The 20,567-nt window shown below is 48.0% G+C and carries 23 protein-coding genes, 7 tRNA genes and 1 pseudogene; 13 read left to right on the forward strand and 18 right to left on the reverse strand.

Annotated elements, in window-relative coordinates:
* Positions 1 to 132: 132 nt before the first annotated feature.
* The 3 genes from E5336_RS10425 to ispD all read right to left on the reverse strand — a co-directional run bounded on the left by E5336_RS10425 (position 133) and on the right by ispD (position 2,441).
* Positions 133 to 1,221: a DUF2974 domain-containing protein gene (locus E5336_RS10425; protein WP_135981060.1), complete on the reverse strand. Its 1,089-nt coding sequence runs from the start codon at positions 1,219 to 1,221 to the stop codon at positions 133 to 135.
* Between the two features lie 63 nt (positions 1,222 to 1,284).
* Positions 1,285 to 1,764, reverse strand: a complete 480-nt coding sequence (locus tag E5336_RS10430; protein WP_135981061.1) for a hypothetical protein — start codon at positions 1,762 to 1,764, stop codon at positions 1,285 to 1,287.
* Between the two features lie 26 nt (positions 1,765 to 1,790).
* Positions 1,791 to 2,441 (reverse strand): 2-C-methyl-D-erythritol 4-phosphate cytidylyltransferase, encoded by a 651-nt coding sequence (gene ispD, locus E5336_RS10435; RefSeq protein ID WP_135981062.1) that lies wholly within the window; start codon positions 2,439 to 2,441, stop codon positions 1,791 to 1,793.
* 105 nt (positions 2,442 to 2,546) lie between these two features.
* Here ispD and E5336_RS10440 point away from each other — a divergent pair, with 105 nt between their 5' ends.
* From E5336_RS10440 to E5336_RS10480, 9 genes are all read left to right on the forward strand, one after another.
* Positions 2,547 to 3,095, forward strand: coding sequence for a GNAT family N-acetyltransferase (locus E5336_RS10440; protein WP_168353645.1), 549 nt, complete (start codon positions 2,547 to 2,549; stop codon positions 3,093 to 3,095).
* A gap of 136 nt (positions 3,096 to 3,231) precedes the next feature.
* Positions 3,232 to 3,308 (forward strand) — tRNA-Arg (locus tag E5336_RS10445).
* 52 nt (positions 3,309 to 3,360) lie between these two features.
* Positions 3,361 to 3,437 (forward strand) — tRNA-Pro (locus E5336_RS10450).
* Positions 3,438 to 3,445: 8 nt separating this feature from the next.
* A tRNA-Met gene (locus E5336_RS10455) sits at positions 3,446 to 3,522 on the forward strand.
* 9 nt (positions 3,523 to 3,531) lie between these two features.
* Positions 3,532 to 3,608, forward strand: a tRNA-Ile gene (locus E5336_RS10460).
* Positions 3,609 to 3,651: 43 nt separating this feature from the next.
* A tRNA-Ser gene (locus E5336_RS10465) sits at positions 3,652 to 3,742 on the forward strand.
* A 31-nt stretch (positions 3,743 to 3,773) separates the two neighbouring features.
* A tRNA-Met gene (locus E5336_RS10470) sits at positions 3,774 to 3,850 on the forward strand.
* Between the two features lie 4 nt (positions 3,851 to 3,854).
* A tRNA-Phe gene (locus E5336_RS10475) sits at positions 3,855 to 3,930 on the forward strand.
* Positions 3,931 to 4,028: 98 nt separating this feature from the next.
* On the forward strand, positions 4,029 to 4,313 hold the full coding sequence (locus E5336_RS10480) for a type II toxin-antitoxin system HicB family antitoxin (protein ID WP_135981064.1): 285 nt from the start codon (positions 4,029 to 4,031) through the stop codon (positions 4,311 to 4,313).
* 30 nt (positions 4,314 to 4,343) lie between these two features.
* Here E5336_RS10480 and E5336_RS10485 read toward each other — a convergent pair whose 3' ends face one another.
* The 3 genes from E5336_RS10485 to E5336_RS10495 are packed head-to-tail and all read right to left on the reverse strand — an operon-like array spanning position 4,344 to position 6,157.
* Positions 4,344 to 4,964, reverse strand: a complete 621-nt coding sequence (locus tag E5336_RS10485; protein ID WP_135981065.1) for an ABC-2 transporter permease — start codon at positions 4,962 to 4,964, stop codon at positions 4,344 to 4,346.
* Positions 4,961 to 5,779 carry an ABC transporter ATP-binding protein gene (locus E5336_RS10490; protein WP_135981066.1) on the reverse strand — a complete coding sequence of 273 codons (819 nt, stop codon included), beginning with the start codon at positions 5,777 to 5,779 and terminating at the stop codon, positions 4,961 to 4,963. Before E5336_RS10490 ends, E5336_RS10485 begins: the two co-directional genes overlap by 4 nt.
* A gap of 3 nt (positions 5,780 to 5,782) precedes the next feature.
* Entirely contained in the window at positions 5,783 to 6,157 is a 375-nt protein-coding gene (locus tag E5336_RS10495) for a GntR family transcriptional regulator (RefSeq protein ID WP_135981067.1), read from the reverse strand.
* A gap of 161 nt (positions 6,158 to 6,318) precedes the next feature.
* Here E5336_RS10495 and E5336_RS10500 point away from each other — a divergent pair, with 161 nt between their 5' ends.
* Both E5336_RS10500 and E5336_RS12765 read left to right on the forward strand, forming a co-directional pair.
* Positions 6,319 to 7,638 carry a helix-turn-helix domain-containing protein gene (locus tag E5336_RS10500; protein ID WP_135981068.1) on the forward strand — a complete coding sequence of 440 codons (1,320 nt, stop codon included), beginning with the start codon at positions 6,319 to 6,321 and terminating at the stop codon, positions 7,636 to 7,638.
* A 283-nt stretch (positions 7,639 to 7,921) separates the two neighbouring features.
* Positions 7,922 to 9,397: an ABC transporter transmembrane domain-containing protein gene (locus E5336_RS12765; protein WP_479682362.1), complete on the forward strand. Its 1,476-nt coding sequence runs from the start codon at positions 7,922 to 7,924 to the stop codon at positions 9,395 to 9,397.
* A 41-nt stretch (positions 9,398 to 9,438) separates the two neighbouring features.
* On the opposite strand, the pseudogene E5336_RS10510 reads toward E5336_RS12765, so the two are convergent.
* From E5336_RS10510 to mobV, 5 genes and pseudogenes are all read right to left on the reverse strand, one after another.
* Positions 9,439 to 11,049: pseudogene (locus tag E5336_RS10510) on the reverse strand (recombinase family protein); the annotation flags it as partial.
* A gap of 17 nt (positions 11,050 to 11,066) precedes the next feature.
* Positions 11,067 to 11,258, reverse strand: coding sequence for a hypothetical protein (locus tag E5336_RS10515; RefSeq protein ID WP_000503424.1), 192 nt, complete (start codon positions 11,256 to 11,258; stop codon positions 11,067 to 11,069).
* A gap of 70 nt (positions 11,259 to 11,328) precedes the next feature.
* The gene (locus E5336_RS10520; RefSeq protein WP_135981070.1) at positions 11,329 to 11,559 is read right to left on the reverse strand and encodes a YdbC family protein; all 231 of its coding nucleotides are present in this window, start codon (positions 11,557 to 11,559) and stop codon (positions 11,329 to 11,331) included.
* Between the two features lie 76 nt (positions 11,560 to 11,635).
* Positions 11,636 to 12,490: a ParB/RepB/Spo0J family partition protein gene (locus E5336_RS10525; protein WP_000743701.1), complete on the reverse strand. Its 855-nt coding sequence runs from the start codon at positions 12,488 to 12,490 to the stop codon at positions 11,636 to 11,638.
* Between the two features lie 7 nt (positions 12,491 to 12,497).
* Positions 12,498 to 13,463: a MobV family relaxase gene (mobV, locus tag E5336_RS10530; protein WP_001145977.1), complete on the reverse strand. Its 966-nt coding sequence runs from the start codon at positions 13,461 to 13,463 to the stop codon at positions 12,498 to 12,500.
* Between the two features lie 60 nt (positions 13,464 to 13,523).
* On the opposite strand from mobV, the gene E5336_RS12465 reads away from it, so the two are divergent.
* Positions 13,524 to 13,688 (forward strand): hypothetical protein, encoded by a 165-nt coding sequence (locus E5336_RS12465; protein WP_168353644.1) that lies wholly within the window; start codon positions 13,524 to 13,526, stop codon positions 13,686 to 13,688.
* A gap of 293 nt (positions 13,689 to 13,981) precedes the next feature.
* On the opposite strand, the gene E5336_RS10535 is transcribed toward E5336_RS12465, so the two are convergent.
* From E5336_RS10535 to E5336_RS10575, 7 genes are all read right to left on the reverse strand, one after another.
* Positions 13,982 to 15,013, reverse strand: coding sequence for an AAA family ATPase (locus E5336_RS10535; protein ID WP_001170965.1), 1,032 nt, complete (start codon positions 15,011 to 15,013; stop codon positions 13,982 to 13,984).
* Positions 15,014 to 15,166: 153 nt separating this feature from the next.
* The gene (locus tag E5336_RS10540) at positions 15,167 to 15,640 is read right to left on the reverse strand and encodes a sigma factor-like helix-turn-helix DNA-binding protein (RefSeq protein WP_000323521.1); all 474 of its coding nucleotides are present in this window, start codon (positions 15,638 to 15,640) and stop codon (positions 15,167 to 15,169) included.
* 83 nt (positions 15,641 to 15,723) lie between these two features.
* Positions 15,724 to 16,149, reverse strand: coding sequence for an RNA polymerase sigma factor (locus E5336_RS10545; protein WP_000323896.1), 426 nt, complete (start codon positions 16,147 to 16,149; stop codon positions 15,724 to 15,726).
* Positions 16,150 to 16,243: 94 nt separating this feature from the next.
* On the reverse strand, positions 16,244 to 16,897 hold the full coding sequence (locus tag E5336_RS10550) for a sigma-70 family RNA polymerase sigma factor (protein WP_004852858.1): 654 nt from the start codon (positions 16,895 to 16,897) through the stop codon (positions 16,244 to 16,246).
* A 345-nt stretch (positions 16,898 to 17,242) separates the two neighbouring features.
* The gene (locus E5336_RS10565; RefSeq protein ID WP_011528024.1) at positions 17,243 to 17,416 is read right to left on the reverse strand and encodes a cysteine-rich KTR domain-containing protein; all 174 of its coding nucleotides are present in this window, start codon (positions 17,414 to 17,416) and stop codon (positions 17,243 to 17,245) included.
* Positions 17,417 to 17,467: 51 nt separating this feature from the next.
* Positions 17,468 to 19,387, reverse strand: coding sequence for a tetracycline resistance ribosomal protection protein Tet(O) (gene tet(O) / locus E5336_RS10570; protein WP_000691759.1), 1,920 nt, complete (start codon positions 19,385 to 19,387; stop codon positions 17,468 to 17,470).
* Between the two features lie 366 nt (positions 19,388 to 19,753).
* Positions 19,754 to 20,128 (reverse strand): TnpV protein, encoded by a 375-nt coding sequence (locus E5336_RS10575; RefSeq protein ID WP_001140406.1) that lies wholly within the window; start codon positions 20,126 to 20,128, stop codon positions 19,754 to 19,756.
* A gap of 67 nt (positions 20,129 to 20,195) precedes the next feature.
* On the opposite strand from E5336_RS10575, the gene E5336_RS10580 reads away from it, so the two are divergent.
* Positions 20,196 to 20,540 (forward strand): ATP-binding cassette domain-containing protein, encoded by a 345-nt coding sequence (locus E5336_RS10580; RefSeq protein ID WP_168353646.1) that lies wholly within the window; start codon positions 20,196 to 20,198, stop codon positions 20,538 to 20,540.
* The last annotated feature ends 27 nt before the right edge of the window (positions 20,541 to 20,567 follow it).

The following is a 20,567-nucleotide window of genomic DNA, read 5'->3' on the forward strand; positions in this document are numbered from 1 at the left end:
CCTTTTTTTATTTCGGGAGCCGGATATTTTTTTACTTACCCGTTACAGCCCCTTCTTCGCGTCCCGAAGCGAATGCAGGCTCGCTGTGGGGCGGGACGCCGAGAATAAGTATAACATATATTTGGCGCTTGTCTATTTTTCAAACGGCGGATTGATCGCTTCGGGAACGCTACGCAAGCTGAGAGCCGCCATTTCCTTGAGCGTGTGGACGAGAAAATGTTTCGTGTCCGGGCTGAGCTCCTTGGTGGCCTGCAAGATGGCCGGCAGGTTTTGGGGCAGGCTTTTGCGCCATTGCGCCGAGGTTTTGGCGTGGTCGCTGGCGAGCAAGGCATACAACGTGGTAAAGAAGCGTTCGCGCTCCTGCCGGGAAATGTGCGTCAGCCAGGCGTTGATGGCCGTGTTCATGTAGAGGGCGCCAGGGGTTTGATGCGACAAGGTGACAAACCTCTCCCCTTCGACCAGCCACGAGTACGGGTCGTGCTGCCAGATGCTGAACCGGTTGCTTTTGACGATCGTGTACGCTTCCTGCGCTTCCAAAATCATGCCGATGATGGAGGACTGGGGAACCGTCTTTTTGATTTTTGGCAGCAGCGCTTGGAACGGCTGGCTGGAAAAGGCGGTTTGCGGAAAGCCGGGCCCGTCGTGGGAGTACACGGCTTGAATGCGCGAGATGCCGGTTTGGCGCGTGGCGGCGAACACGGCGAGGTTGCCCCCTTTGGAGTGGCCGCCAACGAGCACCGTTCCTTGCAGTGCGGGCAGGGCGTCGGTTAAATAGCGGGCGGCTTCCAGCTGGCTTGGGACCGGAAAAGAGAAAGCCATGTTGAAGTCTTCCTTCCAGCCGACCAGCGTGGCGTCGGTGCCGCGAAAGGCAACATAGGCCAAATCGTCGTCGAGCTGGAAGCAGACGGCGCTAAACTGCTTCTCCTGAACTTCGCTGGAATCCTGGATGTAGCGGCTGACCTGGATGTCGCGATAGCGCGGGCTGGCGCATAGGGCGGTGAAGAGCGCCTGGCTGCGGGGCGCCGAGTAGACGTTGTGAAACATGGCGTCGAAGTTTTCGGCTTTATACAAGTCTTTGAGGGCGACCCGGTCTTCGAAAGCGAGCGGCAGGCGCAAATAGGCAAGGCAGGAAAGAATCAGGCTGTCGACTTCGTTAAAGGGAAGCTCTTTCCAGGTTTGCAGGCGGGTTTGGGCGTATTCGACGATTGTGGTTTCTGGCATGCGGCACCTCCATTGGCCTTATTATTTCAAATTCGAAAAAAAAGAAGAAGCCAAACACTTCTTCTAGAGCGTCAAAATCGGGGTGTCGCCGCAGGCGGAAACGGCTTGCGAATAGCTGTCGATCGAAATGTTTTGCTCGACGGCGTGCTGGAGGCAAAACATCAGCAGGCGCGTGTCGAAGCCTTGCAGGCCGGCATGGGCGTGGATGGCCGGGTAACGCGTCAAGGCGTCGAGGACGGCGTCTTTGGATTCGAGCCGGATCGGCTCGGCCAGGCCGACGACGAGCACGTTTTCCTCGCTGACGGCTTTGAGCCCGTTGATGAGCGCCGCGTACGGATGGTCGGCCATGCGGACGAGCATCGTTTTTGGCTTTGGATCCAGCGAGAGGCGCAGCTGCCAGTCGCGCAGGCAGCTCACGACGATTTGGGCGCAGGCCGGATCGCCGGCGAAGACGTCGATGTCGTGGCACAAGGTTTCGAAGGAATCGGTTTCCTCCTGACAAAAATCGAAAATCAATGCGGAATAGTGAAGCAGCTCTTCCATAAATCCTCCTTGCTCAATACGCTTTTTTAATCGTGGATCAAATCGCTTGGCAGCGTGATCTTGATATTTTCCTCGTCGCCGTAAACGACCCGGACGGGAATCTTTCCATACCATTCGACAAGCTGGGCGTCGTCGGTCGCGAGCTTGCCGGCATTTTTCGCTTTTTCGTGGCACTTTTGGATCAGGCTCGTTTTAAAGCATTGCGGGGTTTGGGCCCGGTACACCTGGTCGCGGCAAAGCGTTTGGGCAACGTAGCCCCCTTCGACGAGTTTGACCGTGTCGACGCTGGGTACCATCAGCAAACACGCGTCTTCGATTTCGAGGGTCTTTTTCAATTCGTAAATCGAGTACGGCTTCAGGAAAGGTCTGGCGGCGTCGTGGATGAAAACGTAGTCCTCCTTTACGGCATCCAGGCCGTTGCAGACGGATTGCTGCCGGGTGTCGCCGCCGGCGACAAAGCAGATGCGTGGATCTTTGCTGTAGTTGGATTGGACGTAATCGAGCTCGTACGGGGCGCAGACCAGAACGATCTGCCGGCACTCCTCGTCGTCGAGGAACAGCGCCAGACTGGCGTCCAGCACGGTCCGGTCGGTGTCCAGATGATAAAAGACCTTGTTGTAGTCAAGGTTGGTGCGGCTTCCTCTGCCAGCCGCGAGCAGGATCGTACTGTAGTTCATGCAAAAATTATAGCACGCCCCCATGGCGGATGAAATGTGAAATCCGGGTTTTGGGCGAATTTTCAAGACTGGACAAGACGCGCTCTCCCTTTTATAATGCGAAGTATGCAAAGCGTAGGATATCGAAAGATGGAGGACCGGGAAGTTCCCTATATAAAAGAGTTGTATGAGGCGTCGTTTCCAAAAAGCGAAAAGAAGCCGTTCGAGGTGATGGTAAAAGGAAACGAGCGAATGTACGCCGTGGTGGAGGAGGACCGGGCTTGCGGGCTTCTGTTTACGCTCGAGGACGCCAACCACATTTTGATCGACTATTTCGCGGTGGATCCGCAAGCGCGAAAACGCCAAATCGGTTCCAGAGTCCTGAAGCAGTTTTTCGCCGCGCACGACAAGCCAATCGTTTTGGAGATCGAGGATCCGTGGTCGACGGAGGTGCCGGCGGAGCGCGCGCTACGTCAGCGGCGGAAGGCGTTTTATTTGCGCAACGGCATGCGGGAGCAAGCGTACAATGTCGATTTGTTTGGCGTGCGGATGGAAATGCTCGCGACGGTCGAAACGTTTTCGTTCGAGGCGTATTTGTCGTTGCTCAAGACGTGCCTTTTTGATGGCGTGGAGCGCTACGTGGCCTTGGCCGAGAAGACAACGCGGGAAAGCTAGGCGAGAAGGTCTTGTACAAGACTTTTTCGCGCCTGGAATGCGCGGTTGAAAAAAATTTAAAAAAATTGAATTTAAGTGTTGCATTCACCAGGGAGTAATGGTAATATAAGTGAGCACTTGATAAAGACAAGCACATGCGCCCATAGCTCAATTGGACAGAGCGTTTGACTACGGATCAAAAGGTTGCGGGTTCGACTCCTACTGGGCGCGCCATTTATTTTATTGCAAGTGATTGAATTGATATTTCAAAATTTATATTTTATGTCGGGACGTAGCACAGCTTGGTAGTGCACTTGATTTGGGATCAAGGGGTCGCAGGTTCAAATCCTGTCGTCCCGACCATTCTCTTCGGCTGGGTAGCTTAGTTGGCTAGAGCATCCGGTTCATACCCGGAAGGTCGTGAGTTCGAGTCTCACTCCAGCCACCAACTGTTTTTGGACCCTTAGCTCAGTTGGTCAGAGCATCCGGCTCATAACCGGCGGGTCGTAGGTTCGAGTCCTACAGGGTCCACCAATCTATATCGTACCTTATGGTAGTAACAACACTCACATGTTATGGAGAAATACCCAAGTGGCTGAAGGGTCCGGTCTTGAAAACCGGTAGGTCGTGTGAGCGGCGCCTGGGTTCGAATCCCAGTTTCTCCGCCATTTTATTACAACTAAATATTTTTATTCACATCGCGGGGTAGAGCAGTCTGGTAGCTCGTCGGGCTCATAACCCGGAGGCCGTTGGTTCAAATCCTTCCCCCGCAACCATTGTGGTCTCATAGCTCAGTTGGTAGAGCAAAGGACTGAAAATCCTTGTGTCGTTGGTTCGATTCCGACTGAGACCACCACTTGAAAAGCCACGGATTCCGAAAGGGATCCGTTTTTTTTGTGGATTGGAATCTTCCTCTTTTGTCGGTAAAATAAAGAAAAAGAGAGGAGAACCGCCATGGCAACATACCCGGTCGTCGTCACAAAAGAAGGAAGGATGTTTGTCGTTTTGTTTCCGGATTTCAACGGGATGAGCGCGTTTGGAGAAACGTTCGAGAAAGCGCTGGACAAAGGCGCGGACGCGCTGAAAGCGACATTGCGCCTCCTGAAAAGGGATGGCGAAAAATTTCCGCGAGCCAGCGACGCCAAACGTTTGGATCTGGTAAAAATTTTAAGAGAGAGGAGCCTGAATCCGGCGCAGGAAACGCGAATCACCGCGATTTCCGTGGATGTCGATTCGTAAAAAACGCGGCCCGTTTTGGACCGCGTTTGACTACGTGTTTCGATTTAGCCAGCCGGTGACGATTTTCGGGCTGATAACCATGATCGCAAAATAAAGAACCATGCTGATGGCGGCCAAAATCATAAACACCTCTTTGATTTTGGTGTCGGACACAGTGTTCATGACGACAAGAAGGATCGCGACAGGCAGCAGGGCGGCGACGATCATCGCGATCGGGCCGGCCTCTTTTTTATAAAACGAGAGGAGCAGGCCGGGCGCGACGCCAAAGCCGAAAAAGACAAGCAGGATCGCGAGGTTGATTTCCAGCGAAACCCGGTCGATCGTCACGTGGGTGATGGCGGACACGCCCCAGTAGATGAGCAAGGCGAGGCAAGTGCCAAACGCCAGCACGATCAGGGCCAAAATAAACTTCTCGTAAACAATGCCTTTTCGGGAAACCGGCAAAGTCAGCTCCCACGGAAACCAGCCCGACGTCTGGTCGTTCATGATTGTGGCGACCGTTTGAAACACGAGCAGCAGCGTCACGAAGCAAATTTCCATCGTTGGCTGCTGGATATAAATGGAAATGCCGGTTCCGCAAACCAGGATCATGAGCAAAATCGGCCAGCTCGCCCAAATGAGCTGTAAATCCTTTCTTAACAATCCTTTCATCGTTTTTCTCCTTTCGTGTACATCCGCATCCAGTCTTCCAGTGTCGGGGCGTCGTACGTATAGCGCGCGTCCGCTTTTTTGACGAGCACGTCCACCTGGTACGGCTGCTCTATAGAACGAATGATCGCGTCGGGTGGAAGTTGTTCAAACTCTTTTTTCGAGCAATGCATGAGCGCGAAGGATTCCGTCAGCTCGTCCTTGGCGTCCATGAACATCTTTTTTCCTTCGTGAAGGTACAAAATGTAGTCGGCCACTTTTTCCAGGTCGCTTGTGATGTGGGTGCTAAAAAGCACGGTGTGGTTCTCGTCCTGGATAAATTCCAGCAATAAGTCGAGAATTTCGTCGCGCACGACCGGATCGAGGCCGGACGTCGCCTCGTCCAAAACGAGCAGACGGGCGTGGTGGCTAAAGGCCACGCAAAACGCGAGCTTCACTTTCATTCCCTTGGAGAACGTTTTGATTTTTTGCGCTTTGGGCAACCCGAAGTCGGAAGCCATGTCCCAAAACTTTTTGGCGTCCCATTGGGCGTAAATGTTCGTGAAATCCTTTTCGAGCTGTTCGATCGTCAAGATCTCGGGAAAGGTGCATGAATCGGGGATAAAGCTGATTTGATTGAAATTCGTCAATGGTGGCGTGATCGAGCCTTGATCGGGTTTTGTCATGCCTAAAAGGCAGCGCAGCAGGGTGCTTTTGCCCGCGCCGTTTTCACCAATGAGGCCGACGATGGTGCCTTGCGGAAGATCAAAAGACAAATCCTGCAACGCGAAGGCCGGATAGCGTTTCGTTAAGCCTCGCACACATAATGCTGTTGTCATAAGTCATTCTCCTTCATAGAGGACATCAATCAATTCTTTGAGCGTATCGGGGCCGATGCCAGCCGTCTTGGCGCTCTGGCAGGCTTGCGCCAGCAAATTCTCGATCTCCCGCTGTTTTTCCTCGCGGAGCAGTTCGGTGTTCAAAGCCGCCACAAACGAGCCTTTGCCCACGATCGTTTCAATCAAGCCGTCCCGGCTCAGGTTTTCATACGCCTTCTTCACCGTAATTAAAGAAATGTGCAAGTCTTTGGCAAGCGCGCGCATGCTGGGAATCGAATCGCCCGCTTTCAGCTTTCCGCTGACGATCATTTCCCGAAACTGGGATTCGATTTGCTCGTAGATCGGTTTGTCCGATCGCATAGTGATGATGATATCCATAATTCGACGTCTCCTGTTTTAGTGTGTATATACAATATATACATTAAACACAGTTGGGTGGTTTGTCAATCCTGTTTAACAAAATAAAAAAATTTAATTTTATGTGATTTTTCTTGAAATTTTTTCGGTTCATGAAATAATCTTCAAAAGGAGAATTGACTATGCCGTTTCAAATCAAACAACAAAGCGCGCTTGTGGATCAGGGGATCCCGAAAGAAAGGATCGCGGGCGCTTATTATCGCCTGCATCGAAGGGGCCAGAAGCGCTCTTTAATTGCCCTGGCAAAAGAATTGCGAATGAATAAAGGCTTTTTAAGTGATTTGGAAAACGGAAAGAGGCATTTTCCAGAAGGAACGGTTTCACAAATCAACGAAATATTAAACGTTTCTTTTGATGAAGATCAAAATTTATGGCGTCAGGCAAGAGAAGATCTATTTCAGTTGTTTGAATATTTCTTTTTCGAGCAAACGGAACGGATTTGCTCCAAGTATGAGGAAATTCAAAAAAGCGAGGAAGAGCGTCTTCATTCTTATGGCTTTTTCGTATCGCTAATGATTAAACTTTTTTACTTTTTGCGTATCGTCCAGGATGATGAGAAGGTAAGACAAATAAAGATGGTGATCGACCAAAACTTGAACTGCCTGCAAAATGACGAATTGGCGGTTTATTATTGTCTTTTAGGAATTTTTTATAAAAGGAATACAATGGATAATCCAATCGCGCTGGATTGTTTTTTGAAATCAGGCGAATTGTGCAATCCAAATTCCCATGTCCATGCGATGAATACGTTTCAGCTAATCAGTGTTTATGCCGAGTTGAATCAGCCGGTTATTGCCTATAAAAAATGTTTGGAGGCTCGAGAAGTACTGAAGCTCTGTAACAATTATAGCCGCCTGATTACAGTGGATATGTTTGAATGCGTGGTGCTGACCGATTTAAGACTTTTTTTGGAAGCGAAAGAAAAGTTGCTTCATTTACTCGTTTCCTCTAACAATGAATACTTAAATTATCCCACCGGTCAAATTTATCACAATTTGGCCTGGAACGCTTTGTTGAGTGAGAATTATGAAGAATGCATTCAATATGCGAAGCGGGCGAAATTAGAAAAAGATTCATCTCCCGATTTATGCTATTATGTTCCTTTTTCTCTTTTTAAGCTTAATAGGGTGGAAGAGGCTTTCAAGGCGTGTGAAAAAGCGGAGGAGGAGGAGTGTGACACTTCTTACCGGCTGTTTTTGCGGGCGATCAAGGATAGAATAAATGGACAGGATGAACAGTTTGAGCATAGTATTCTCGCGTATTATCAGTCATTATTGGAAAATAAAAGATATGAGGATATTTCGTTTATTCAAGATTTCATGCTCGACTATTTTGAAGAAAAAGAAAACACAATAAAGATTGTGCAAGTGGTGAGAGATATACGGCTTTATATGAATCATCAACTGGATCGCTTCACGACATGTTTGGGTGATTTTTCATAAGGGATACTCGCTCCGGATTTTAGATTCGGAGTTTTTTGATGGAGAAAAAGCTATACAAAAACAGTTAGTAAACATAGCCTGATTTACAAAATTTCATATTTCATGAATAATTTATAGCGAACAAGAAAAAAACAAATATTTTTGATTCATAATTCCAAAGTGTATTTTCATTGATTTAGACAGAAGCGGAATTATATTATTATTTGCGTTTGGATTCTTTAGTAAATAGAGTCGTTAAAAACAAAAAGTTTAATAAAGCGCTATGCGCTTTGAAGGAGGAACCATGAAAAAGAACACCGAATTTCGACTGATCGAATACAAAGGAAGGCACGTGGTCTACATCGCGTTCATCGTGCTCAATGTTTTGCTGTCGATCTTGATCAGCTACACGTTCAGCGAAGTCATCGACCAGATCACGGGAAAAAGCTCGTTTGCCCAAATCATCCGGCTGCTCGCGTTTTTGCTCGGCTTCGTGCTGCTGAACAGCTTCGTCTCCGTCTACTTCGTCAACTACAAGCCGCTGGAAGTGGATGTGGAAGAGTCGCTGAACAACTCGCGCAAGGTGTTGCGCCTCATGCTCAAAAGTCCGCTGCGCGAATACGAGAAACATGAAAAAGGCTACTTTATCAACCTGGCCACCTCCTCCGGCTTCACATTCGCCGACATTTACATCCAGCTCAACATCGAACTGATCGCGTACATTTTATGCGTGCTCATCATTATCGCTACCGTGACGGTCGTGAATCCGATTTACGGCCTGCTGTTCTTTTTGTACATTCCGGTTTTTTACTTTGTCGTGCGCCAGCCCAGCAAATCCATCTCGTCGCTGCAAAAGGAAGGCCTTCCTAAACAGGACGCGTTTTTTAGCGAAATCAAAAAAGTCGTCGAAGACAAACGGGCCATCAACATCAACCGCGCCGACACCTTCTTTTTGAACCGGTACGCCGGCGTCGTTGCCAATTATTTGAAATTTATAAAAAAGTTCAAACTGTTCGAGACGATCACCAACAACCTGCCTAGCGTCATGTCGAACATCGCACAAGTGCTCGTCCTCATGCTATCCACCTATTTGTACTTTCAAGACAAGCTCACACTCGGCAGCATCCTGTTCATTTACCAGGTCACGAGCCTGTACCAGATCCCGCTCAACAAATGTTTCGAGATCGCCATCCACTATCAGGTCAACACGAGCCACATCGAGCGTTTGGAACAGTTCGAGAAAGACGCCAACAAACCAAGCGGCTTCGAGGAAAAGTACGGAACGTTCGCCCATCTGGCCGCCATTTTGCAAGGCCGGTTTTATCCGACCGCGCAAAAGGAGACGAAGCTCTTTGAAACCGACAAGCTCGTCATTCCCAAAACGGGCGTCACGCTCATCAAAGGACAAAACGGGACCGGAAAATCGGTCTTGCTCAACTATTTGAGCGGCTATTTCGACGTCGACAGCTTCGAAGGAAACATTGAGCTCGACAACGCGCTGACGGACGTCGCGTATTTGACATACCCGACGCTGCTCGTCAGTCGGTCATTTTTTGCGGACAGTTCAATACATGCCCTTCGGTTCCTCTCCCTACTCCTGCGTTTGCTCTCGTTTGATTTCTCCCTCTGTATCCTCTTAGCACAAGCGGGACAATACTTTGATATTCCAGAGCTGGGGACGTATTCAACACCGCACACCGTACAATTTTTAGGCTTTAACGCCGTCCACCGCTTTGTGGGTGTGATATGTAATTCACCGACAAAGCCGATGAATTTATAGTAAATCTTGATTTCCTGCCTTACTGTCCCGTCCGCAAGTTTCTCACGTTCCGAAACAAGTATCTTGTCTATGAGTGCGTTTATGATGGTTGCGTCCAACTCTTTCAGCCCCTGATAGTTGCGGATTAGGGATAGAAAGTCCCTCACGCCCTGCGATTTCTCATAGCTGTCATTGAGCGTTTCCGTTACCTCTTTCAGCCGTGCTTCAATTTCAAGCTGCTCTTTCTGGTATTTCCCCGACATCATCTCAAAATTCCGCTCCGTGATACGCTCCATTACCTTGTCCTCATAGAGAGAGGAAAACAGCCTGTCAAGCTCCGCAAGGCGTTTGTTCAGCTTCTTCTTTTCTTTCTCTAATGATTTCGCCCTGCTCTGGTCTGTTTCCGTGAGCCGCCTTTCTATGGCTCTGACCGCCTTTTCATCATTGACCGCCATATCCGCAAAGCGGTTGATGTCGGCAAGGACGGCATTGAATAAGTCCCTCGCTTCAATGCTGTGTGCGGTACACATAACATTGCCATATCTGCCATAATTATTGCAGGTGTATTGTACGCAGTCGATGATGTCGGGGCGTTTCCTCCTGTTGGCACTCGCCGCCCGCATCGCATAGCCGCAGTCCGCACACTTGATAACGCCCGAAAAGATATTCTCAAATCCCCCTGCGTTCTGCTCCCGCCTGCGGCTCGTCATAAGCTGCTGTACGGTGTCAAATTCCTCCTGCGTGACTATCCCCTCATGGGTGTCTGGTATCACTTCCCATTCTTCGGGCAGCTTAGAGGGGCGTTTCTTGCTTTTCATGTTGGCTGCAATCCGCTTGTAGCCTGCAAGGTTGCCCGCATATATCGGGCTTCTTAAAATGCCCCTCACGCTGTTCTCGCTCCAAATATAACGGTTTTCCTCGTTATCCTCAAAGTACCGCTCATAGCCTGTTGCCCCTTGCTCCACCGCATAAGCGGCAGGGCGTAGGATATGCTGTTTGTTGATGTGCTTGCGGATTTTGGCGATGCCGTTGCCCGCTAACGCAAGGTCGAATATCTCCCTTACCACATGGGCAACTTTGTCATCTATCAGCAGATGGTTGTGGTCGGCAGGGTCTTTGACATAGCCATAAGGGGCTGTTGTTCCCATGAATTTCCCCTGCTGAAACCTCGCACGGTACGCCGATTTTATCTTGACTGACACATCGGCAGAATACATTTCGTTTAGGATGTTGCGGAAAGGCGTGATGTCCATAGCGGATTTGTTTAAGGTGTCCACGCCGTCATTGACCGCTATATACCTCACGTTATGCTCTGGGAAAAAGACTTCCAGATATAACCCACAATCAAGATAGTTCCTCCCCAGACGGGATAAATCTTTTGTAATCACGCAGTTTATCAGCCCGTTTTCAATGTCCTTAATCATATTCTGGAAACTTGGTCTTTGGAAATTTGTTCCAGAGTAGCCATCGTCAACATACGTTTTTGCTAAATGCCATCCCTGCCTTTTCACATAATCCGTGAGGATGGATTTTTGTGTCGCAATGCTCGCACTCTCGTTATCCGTGCCATCGTCCTTTGATAAGCGGCAGTAAATGCCGACTTCATAAATCTTGTTCTCCGTTCTTATTCCTGCCATACTGTAAAACCTCCATATCTGTCCTAACGTTTTCATGTTCCATTGCGTACATTCTAAGCGGACAGCCCCTCATTGTCGAAGGTGTCGCCCTCGGCAATCTTCTTCCGAATATCCTCGGAGATAATCGGGACAAACGCTTCTGCAACGGTCTGTGTGCCGATATATTCTCGACTGATAATCATTTGTACTTGCCCTTTTGGCACAATACGCTTTCTTCTTCCAGTTGTTTTCCTATCCTCGCCCATACTTAAATCTTCCTTTCCAGACAGGGCAGGAGAACGTCTGGAAACGCCCCGCCCTGTCAATCAGATACCATCAATCCCCGCTGTTTACTTCTTTCTGTAATGCTTCAAGGAGTGCCGCTGCTTCATCAGCGTTGAACGTGATACCCTTTCCGCACTTCTCACGGTTCGGGGAAAAGCTGCGGATGTCATATTTCGGCTCTCTCCCGTTCCATGAAATAAGATTGATTTCCTTTGTGTAGCCGCTGTCACTCGCAGACAATACGGCGATTTCCTTTACAATCTCATACTGGATTTCTTTCATTCCTTACCTCATTCTCCTTAAAATTCTGTCTTTCTTCTGTTCCAAATTCCTGCATTTACTTCCCGAAAAAAGAAGGTTAGCGGCTGTCCCTGCTCCGTTTTCTCTGCAACTCACGTTCCAGAAGTCGGATGATGGTTTCCTCCATCTGCTTCGGCGTTGTGTCCTTCGGAAAGTATTTTTTCAGTTTGCTTGTGTTGATTTTCAAGGTTTCTTTCTGGTTTCCCTTTTCCTCCGTCATAATGGAAAATATCATATCCATGTCAAGCTGCCCGCTCTGGCTCATGCTTTTCATCCGCTGTGCCTGTGAGAGTGAGGGCGTTGCTTCTTCGCTCTCCATCGTGGCAAAGAGATTTTCCTGCTCGTCTTTCTTCAAAAAGGACAGTTCCACCGCAGGTGTGAGGGCGATTTTCCCCTCGTCCACCATCTGCAAAATCGGCGGTATCAGTTCCGTCAGGCGGATAAAACGCTGGACGGTCATCCTGCCCACGCCGAAGCCCTGTGCCACTTTGTCGTCCGTCCGCAACTTCGTCACAACTTGTGACGAGGTTAAGTCTGTGCGGAAACCCTGCCGCTTCATGGCTTCGGATTTCATCCTGTAGGCAAACGCCCGCTCCGATGGCAGGATATTTTCACGCTGTAAATTACTGTCTACAAGGGTGATGATGGCTCGGTCACGGTCTAAGGGCAGGACAAATGCAGGCACGGTATTTATACCTGCAAGTTCGGACGCACGGACACGCCGCTGCCCCGCAATCACTTCATAACCGTTCCCGTCCTCTTTCGGGCGTGTGATTATCGGCGTGACAATGCCAAATTCCTTGATGCTTTCCGCTAACTCTGACAGCGTTTCATCCTCCACAACATGAAACGGATTGTCGGGAAACGGGTATAAATCTTTGGTCTTTAACACCTTAAAATCCTGTTTCTTCATTCACTTTTTACCTTTCTCTTGATTTGTTTCTGCCTGTTCTCTGTAATTCTTCCAACACTTCTGGCGGTATCTTTGAGAGCAGCCGCCCCATCTGCTCGTTGGTTCTCTGCAATTCAAATATCCTCTGGTTGGCTTTCTGCACCTTTAATTCCTGCTCGTACTTTTCATCACGCATACGCCCTGCATAGTCGGCTTCCTGCCCGATTTGCTCCTTTAAGCTGTCGATATACGCCTGCTGTCTGCCGATTTCCTTAGAGAATTTCTCCACTTCGGGCAGCCATGCGGCAACCAGTTCCAGAGCCTTGTCACGCTTTTTCCCTGCGTTAAAGGCGTTGATGTCGGACAGGGCAGACACGATTTCCCCATACTGCTTATCAAGCCTGCCGCCCAACTTATAGAGCCATGTGGGGACGTGTTTCCGCTTGGTTTCCATCGAAGATTGACCTCTCTCAAGCTGATTCCAACGTGAGGACATCCGCTCATGGTAGGCGGTCTGCCACTCCGACAGGCTCTTTTGATTGCCTAAAATTGTTTTGGCGGACAGCTTATTGTCTGGTGTAATCGGCACAAAGCAGAGGTGCATATGGGGCGTTCTCTCGTCCATGTGGACGACTGCGGAGAGGATATTCTGCTCCCCGACACGCTCCGAAATGAAATCCAGAGCCATCGTAAAATACGCTTTCTGTTCTTCGGGCGGTAACTGGTTCATAAATTCTGGTGAAGCCGTGATGAGCGTTTCCACCATCATCACGCTGTCTTTCCTTGTCCTGCACCCTGCTTCGGCTACCTTTCGGTTAATCTCTTTCTTATAGGTGTACTTTGGCGGTGCGACAAGATGATAGTTATTTTTAGAGCGTTCCATGTCGATATCTGGGTTGCTTTTGTAGGCTTCTTTCTTCCGCTCGTTGTGGCGTTCGCAAGCCGCAACGCCGCCCGCTTTGCGTTTCTGGAAACGCAGGATTGCATAGGGCATAATCCATCATCTTCCTTTCTTCGGCGGGTAACTGCCCTTTGGGTGACAGCGGTGACGGTGGTGACGGCAGTTTTGGGATGCCCCCTGCCGATTGCCGTAACTGTCACCCTTATCCCCTGCATGACGGTCATGACGATGGTGACGGTGTTTTTGGGATACTCCCTCGCAAGAGCTGTAACCGTCATGCCGCCGTTCTTTTATCCGAAGCCGCAAGGCGTAGGATAGCAGGGCGTAAGACCTGCCATAAGGGAGTCCAGAGGGAACGTCTGGCACACGGCTCTTTGCAGGGCAAAGTGTAGTGTGTTACACCCTGTAAACGCAGTCGGAAAAATCGGAGAGATTTTTCTGACCGCAGGGGTGATTTTACACGCCCGAAAAGGGCGGGTGAATCCCACGCCTGCATTTTGCGTTTGCGGGGTGTTCTCCCGTAGGGATGACAGCGGCAGGGTATCCTAAAATCACTGTCACTGCCGTCACCGCTGTCACCCGCAGGGCAGAGCCGCCAACTTTACATGGCTTTAAGCGTCAATGACAGTAACAGGGGGTATCCCAATATCGCTGTCACCGCCGTCACCGCTGTCACCCGCCCTCCTTGCAAGGGCAATCTGCCTGCCGTCTTTCCTGCGGCTGTACTGGTAGCAGATACGGTTCTCGCTTAAAAATGTGGTGTGATATTCATTCAGCCATTTCGTAATCACCGTGGGTATGGTTTCCGTTTCCCCCATAGCGGCTAACAGCTCCGTTGCCGTGCCTGCCCATTCTTCCTTATCCCTCATAAAATCCACCAACCGAAAAAGGACATCTGGTATCGTTTCTTTCGCAAGCTGCTCCTGCGTTTTCCTCTCCACAAGTTCCCAACTGCAATCACGGAAACGGAGCGTGTATTCCTGATAGGGCGTGTCCCTGCCCGTTACATACAGCTTGGCGGTGTCAGATGCCCGTTTCTCCTTTTCCAGAACAAAGGTAGCGTCCGCACTCCCCGTTAAGCCTGTCGTCCCAGACACCTTGTTGAACACATCGCTGTCATTCTGCTTTCGGATGTGGTGTACGACAATGACCGCCAGAGAGTGCCTGTCGGCAAAATCTTTGATTAGGGAGATGTCCCCATAGTCGCTTGCATAGGCGTTGTCTTTTGAAGCTGTACGGACTTTCTGCAAGGTATCAATGACAATGAGCCTGCTGTCTGGATAGTCTTTCAGATAATCCTCAAGCTGCACGATAAGACCGTCTGACAGCTTGCAGCTTGCCACGGCAAAATGAAGCCGCCCGCTCGCTTCGTCCGTCAAACGGAACAGCCTGTCCTGTATGCGGCAGAACGTGTCCTCAAGGCAGAGGTAAAGCACATCGCCCTCCATTGTCGTCATGTCCCATAAGGGGATTCCCTGCGACACGCATAAGCACAGCTTCAGCATGAGCCAGCTCTTGCCTATCTTCTGTGAGCCGCAGAACAGCGACAAGCCTGTGGGGATAAGGCTGTCCACCACAAAGGACGGCTTCTCAAGCGGCTCATAAAGGAGCGTTTCGGCGTTGACTGTCTGTAACTTCTGCATGGGTTTCCTCCTTTCGGGCAGTTATCTTGTTTTTGTTGCACATAGGCGTTGACCTCCTTAAAAATAGATTTACTCCCACGAAAAAAGTGAGAGTATGTAATACCGCCAATCCCACACAAATAAAAAACAGATTTCTTTTTCGGGAGGTGTCGGTCATGGTTGGAGATATTTCCTCATTTCCGCTTTTACTTTCTTCTTTGCAACAGCAACGGATTTCTGTATTGCAGAAGCGGTGCAATGCTCCATAGCGGCGATTTGGTAAAAATTGAACTCATACTCGTAGTAGAGCAGGAAACGTCGCCTTTGTATCTCTGGCAGTCTGTCAACCGCCTTACAGAGCAGTTCCGCCCGTTCTGCTTCAATCATTTGTTCCTCAATGCTCTTAGGCAGCTTTAACGCCCGCCTGTTCAGCGTTTCGTCCCATACTTCCGAAAACTCCCTGTGCCGCTCGTCCCATTGGAGAAGATTCCTGTTCCTGCGTTCCATCTGCCGAAATTCAAAGAATAACTGCTCGGATACTTCCAGTTCGTGGTGTTCCCCCTGCCCGTCCTTAAAACTGATAAAATACCTTATACCGCTTTCCGTGGATTCCTCCCGAAGCGTGTACGCCTTAGCTTTATATGCCATCCCGTTTTCCTCCTGCCAAAAATAAGCGGGGAGATTCCACTCCCCACCCAGTAGCCCGCAGAATAATGGGATGTATTAGACGCTTACAAAATTTTCCGAAGCTTCTTCCGCAGATGGTCTAACCTCGCATAGATGGCACCAGTCGTCAAATGCACAAGTGGGGCAATCTCCTTTGTGGAATACCCCTGCATTTTCAGCAGGACGATTTTCAAGGTACGCCCGTCCACCGTGACTAATACTTGATAGAGATTTTCGCTCTCAATCTCGTCCAGTAACTCCGCAACTGTATTCACCTCCGCTTGCCGCTCCCTGTCTGCCATGTCCTCAAGGTATTCCGCAACGTCATTCGTCCATCGGTAAAACCGCCTGTTGGAATTGAAGTCTGCCCTGTCCGCTATGCGTATCTGCTCAATGGTCACTTCATCAACGCCGCACTCACGCAGCAGCTTTTCCTCCGCTTCTTTCCAGATACGCCATTTCCTGTCCTCCCGTCCGTGGTTGTATGCCATTCTTTCTTCCTCCAATCAGAATTGATTGAGAGGGCAGAGAAAAGCCCCCTCATTTTCCCAAAGGAAAAAACAAGGGGGCTGAACGCCTTAAATTTTAATTTTCTATTATCTTTCTTAGTTTTCTTAGGATTCTGGCTTTGCGTTTGTTCACAACGCTCTGGGTTATGCCTAACCTCGCCCCGACTTCACGCTCGGAAAGTCCGTCAAAAAAGATTGCCTGTATCAACTCCTGCTCACTATCCGACAACAAAGGCAGGGCGGCTTTCAGCCTGTCCACCATAACAGCATTGACAACGGTTTCCGCAATGTCCGCCGCTTCATCAGCGATAAAGTCCAGAGGATTCCCCTCGCTGTCCGTAAATCCGTCCAGAGATAGCAGGCTGTTCCTCGCATCTAATTTTTGCAGGTAACGCCACCGCTCCCTGTCACGGTAGAAGTCCGCATATTGCTCCCTTACGACTTCAAGCAGACAACCTTGGACGGGGATAAACAGCTTGTCCATATATCCCTTGTCGGCTTGCCTGCGGCGGCAGAAATCCGTATAGGACAGTTCCACATAGCCGCCGCTTTCTTTGATATATACTTTTCTTGGTGCGTATTTCACCGCTAATACCTCCAATCTGAATTTTTGAAATGTAAAAATCCAGATGGAGAGGCGGGGAGCGGCAACGCACACCAGAAACAGCCCTGCGGCACTTTCCAATAAAAAACGACAAAAGAAAAACCGCAAAGGCTCTGTGACCTTCACGGTTATGGGAAATACAAATTCTGTTGTATGGAGATTGTACTTCCACTTTCAAGGTGAGAAGTACCGCTGCACTGGCAGAAATTTTTTTAACTGGTTTCCTGCCATTCTCTGATATGCTATGTATTGATAAATTTTACTTCGTATGAGCAGATGAATAACCGCCCGAAAAAAGAACATAAAAAAATCCCTCCAAATTTAAAAACAAATTCAGAGGGTAATTTAGGGTATAACAAAATAACCCACCCGAATATCGTTTTTTTTATTTGGTGAGTTTGTTCTTTCAAATACGAAACAAAAAGAGCCGATGATTCGTGAATTGTTCCACAATTTCATCGGCTCTGCGTCTTAAGCGTCTGGCTCTTTGATGACAGTTATCTTCAAGTTGTCAACTTTAATCAAGCTTTCTTGTCTGCATTTTGGACAATAAAGGGGATAATTCTCCAAAACAGTGTCCTTCCTAATTTTATTACGGGTTTTGCTCCCACAAACAGGACACAATATCCATTCGCATTTCATCATAATTAGTCTCTAATCCTTTCAAATCTCATTTTATATGACTTTTGCAAGCTGTTAAGCTAACTTGTGGAACATATGCCGAACCTTATCTATACGGCTATTCGGGCGGCGGGGTTGGCAAATAAATTTACCAATAGCTGGCTGGTATCCTTTTAACTCTGTCAAGCAGACTCCCTGCCCATTTGTGAAATAAGTTAAATCGTTCCTGTATTCTTGAATACATCTGGCAGGGATTTCTCCTTTCAGAATGACCTCGTCATTCTTTACCTGAGTACTTACAATATCTGCACAATACCTTGGGGCATCATGATACGCCCGTGAGAGATATTCCTGCGGTGCATAAATTTCAAAGTGGAGATATGGCTCTAATAGTTCTGTCCCTGCTTTTTTTAAAGCCTGCTCCAATACGATAGGGGAAAGCAGCCGAAAGTCTGCGGGGGTACTTACAGGACTATAATACAATCCATATTCAAAACAGATTTTACAGTCTGTCACTTTCCATCCATACAGCCCCTGCTCGCAGCCATAAAGAACCCCCTCCATAACCGCATTTTGGAACGATTGGTTTAAATATCCAAGTGAAACTCTGCTTTCATACTGCACTCCGCTTCCAATAGGGAGCGGCTCTATGGACAACCCGACAGAAGCCCAGAAAGGATTTGGCGGGACTTCTATGTGGATGGTATATTCTGCTTTTCTAAGCGGTCTTTCCATATATATAACAGTAGGCTCTTTTATTTCTGCCTCCACATGGTATTTTTCCTCAAGGATGGCACAAATGACTTCCATCTGCACATTCCCCAAAAAAGAAAGTATAATCTCATGCGTTGTAGTATCCACATAATATTTTAAAAGAGGGTCGCCATCTGAAATTTCTGTAAGTGCCCCAAGCAATATTTCCCGCTGTTCAGATTTCTTTACTGCAATCGTTGTTTGGAGCATAGGGAGAGGATTTTCAATAAATTTTCTCTGCGGCAACAGCATTTCGTTCCCCAAAATACTGTTTAGCTGCAAAACATCATTTGGTAAAATTACAATATCACCAGAGCAGGCTGTATCGGATGAATATAATTCACCGTTTGTCGGAACACACATCTCTGTGATTTTTATTTTCTCTTTTTCAGATATTTTAATAACATCCCTCAAATGCAATGTTCCGCTATATATACGCACATAAACAAAACGCCGCCTTTTCTCTGAATATTCAATCTTAAAAACCTGCCCGCATAGTTCAGATTGACCTTCAGGCGTTGATGAATAAAACTTACTGGCAATCACTTCTATAAGCTGCCGAATCCCCAGATTGTTTTTAGCACTTCCGTGATAAACGGGAAATAACGTTCCGTTTTGGAATCTCCTGTTTTCTTCCTGTTCCAGTTCTGACATTTTAAACGGTTTCCCTGACATATATTTCTCTAATAGTTCATCGTTTCCCATAATTACCGCATCCCACTGTTCCATATCGTCATTGTCCGTTACATTTATATGGGGATGCTGCCCAACCTTTTGCTTCACTATAATTTCCGAAGAAAGCTTTGCTTTCATTTCTTGATATACCATTGGCAAATCAATCCCCTCTTGGTCAATTTTATTGATGAAAAAAATTGTCGGAATCTTCATTGTCTGTAGTGCATGAAACAGTATACGGGTCTGTGCCTGTATGCCATCCTTTGCAGAAACTAATAATACTGCTCCGTCTAATACGGATAAAGAACGGTATACTTCCGCCAAAAAATCCATATGGCCTGGCGTATCTATAATGTTGACTTTTACATCCTCCCACTGAAAAGATGTCACTGCTGTCTGGATAGTGATTCCCCTTTGACGCTCCAAATTCATTGTATCTGTCCTTGTTGTGCCTTTATCTACGCTCCCTGGTTCTGCAATTGCACCACTGGTATACAATAAACTCTCCGTTAATGTTGTCTTTCCTGCGTCAACGTGAGCCAGAATGCCTAAGTTAATTATTTTCATGTGATTTTCCTCCTATCAACACCCAAAAAAGGGCATAAAAATACCCAGTGATAAATACTCCTATCACTGGGTAAATAACTCCAATAGCCCCAAAACACTTATATGTTTTCGGGCATATAAAATTACATGATAAAAGTATTCTTAAACTGGGTACAAAAAACTAAGCCCCATATTAAAAGTGAAACGGGACTGCTACTTTTTGTTCCCACTATCAAATTGACAGTTTATTTAAGAATACCTTGCCGCATATTTATTAACTCCTTGTATAATACTGAATCTAATTATATTCCTTAACCCTTTATTTGTCAAGCTGACAAACTAAAGCAGAAAAAGCGGCAGGATTTCCCCCTGCCACTAATCATCTGTTTATGCAAAAATAATTTCCTTTTCCACAATCTCCCTCGCACAAGCCCTTATGTTATTGAGGCATCCTGTCCATTCTAAGGCGTTTTCTGCCTTTAGCTGTTCCGTTATGCCCTGTGCCTGTTTCATACCCTCTATGAGCCTTTCAAAGCGTTCCTGTGCCTGTCTGTCAATGTCGGCAAGGTAAGCGTTAAGTCTGCCGCTTGTAAGAAGATTGGTGTATGTAACTTTGCAGTGATGCTTCAGATAATCCAAATGCCGCTGTCCCCAGATGCCTATCGGCTGTTCTTCTTCGGCGGGTACAGTTAAGCACGGTATTAAATAATCGCCTTGCCTTTCGTATTTGCCGCCCATTTCCTCAAAAATTGTCTTTGCCATTGTCTGTTACCTCCACATTCTTTTTTATTTTGAATGTCCGCAAAATCCGTCCTACATCAATGGAACGGTGAAGGACAATTTGTTTGGTGAAGCCATCGACCCCGAAGTGTTCGACATGCTGCACATTGATTTCGCGCAAAAGAAAATCAACGAGAACGTGCGTAACTTAAGCTTTGGCGAACAGCAAAAAGTCAACCTTCTCCGCGTGCTCTCGCTCCATAAAAATCCCGTCCTTTTGGACGAGCCGTTCACCAACCTCGACCAGGAAACGATCCACAGTCTGGTCGACTACATCGCCCGCCACAAGGACGACACGGCGTTTTTGATCATTTGCCATTCCGACGAGCTCGATCCCATCGCCGCGCGCATTTACCGTATCGAGGACAATCAAATCAAAACGATCAAAAGCTGAGGGAATGTAATGAGGAAGTGAAGGGAA

Source organism: Dubosiella muris, from assembly GCF_004793885.1.
Taxonomy (GTDB): Bacteria; Bacillota_I; Bacilli_A; order Erysipelotrichales; family Erysipelotrichaceae; genus Dubosiella; species Dubosiella muris.

Bases quoted from the DNA above. Each gene is read 5' to 3' on its own strand.
- E5336_RS10425 (WP_135981060.1), bottom strand. From the start codon at position 1,221: ATGCCAGAAACCACAATCGTCGAATACGCCCAAACCCGCCTGCAAACC.
- E5336_RS10430 (WP_135981061.1), bottom strand. From the start codon at position 1,764: ATGGAAGAGCTGCTTCACTATTCCGCATTGATTTTCGATTTTTGTCAG.
- ispD (WP_135981062.1), bottom strand. From the start codon at position 2,441: ATGAACTACAGTACGATCCTGCTCGCGGCTGGCAGAGGAAGCCGCACC.
- E5336_RS10440 (WP_168353645.1), top strand. From the start codon at position 2,547: ATGCAAAGCGTAGGATATCGAAAGATGGAGGACCGGGAAGTTCCCTAT.
- E5336_RS10480 (WP_135981064.1), top strand. From the start codon at position 4,029: ATGGCAACATACCCGGTCGTCGTCACAAAAGAAGGAAGGATGTTTGTC.
- E5336_RS10485 (WP_135981065.1), bottom strand. From the start codon at position 4,964: ATGAAAGGATTGTTAAGAAAGGATTTACAGCTCATTTGGGCGAGCTGG.
- E5336_RS10490 (WP_135981066.1), bottom strand. From the start codon at position 5,779: ATGACAACAGCATTATGTGTGCGAGGCTTAACGAAACGCTATCCGGCC.
- E5336_RS10495 (WP_135981067.1), bottom strand. From the start codon at position 6,157: ATGGATATCATCATCACTATGCGATCGGACAAACCGATCTACGAGCAA.
- E5336_RS10500 (WP_135981068.1), top strand. From the start codon at position 6,319: ATGCCGTTTCAAATCAAACAACAAAGCGCGCTTGTGGATCAGGGGATC.
- E5336_RS12765 (WP_479682362.1), top strand. From the start codon at position 7,922: ATGAAAAAGAACACCGAATTTCGACTGATCGAATACAAAGGAAGGCAC.
- E5336_RS10515 (WP_000503424.1), bottom strand. From the start codon at position 11,258: ATGGGCGAGGATAGGAAAACAACTGGAAGAAGAAAGCGTATTGTGCCA.
- E5336_RS10520 (WP_135981070.1), bottom strand. From the start codon at position 11,559: ATGAAAGAAATCCAGTATGAGATTGTAAAGGAAATCGCCGTATTGTCT.
- E5336_RS10525 (WP_000743701.1), bottom strand. From the start codon at position 12,490: ATGAAGAAACAGGATTTTAAGGTGTTAAAGACCAAAGATTTATACCCG.
- mobV (WP_001145977.1), bottom strand. From the start codon at position 13,463: ATGCCCTATGCAATCCTGCGTTTCCAGAAACGCAAAGCGGGCGGCGTT.
- E5336_RS10535 (WP_001170965.1), bottom strand. From the start codon at position 15,013: ATGCAGAAGTTACAGACAGTCAACGCCGAAACGCTCCTTTATGAGCCG.
- E5336_RS10540 (WP_000323521.1), bottom strand. From the start codon at position 15,640: ATGGCATATAAAGCTAAGGCGTACACGCTTCGGGAGGAATCCACGGAA.
- E5336_RS10545 (WP_000323896.1), bottom strand. From the start codon at position 16,149: ATGGCATACAACCACGGACGGGAGGACAGGAAATGGCGTATCTGGAAA.
- E5336_RS10565 (WP_011528024.1), bottom strand. From the start codon at position 17,416: ATGATGAAATGCGAATGGATATTGTGTCCTGTTTGTGGGAGCAAAACC.
- E5336_RS10575 (WP_001140406.1), bottom strand. From the start codon at position 20,128: ATGGCAAAGACAATTTTTGAGGAAATGGGCGGCAAATACGAAAGGCAA.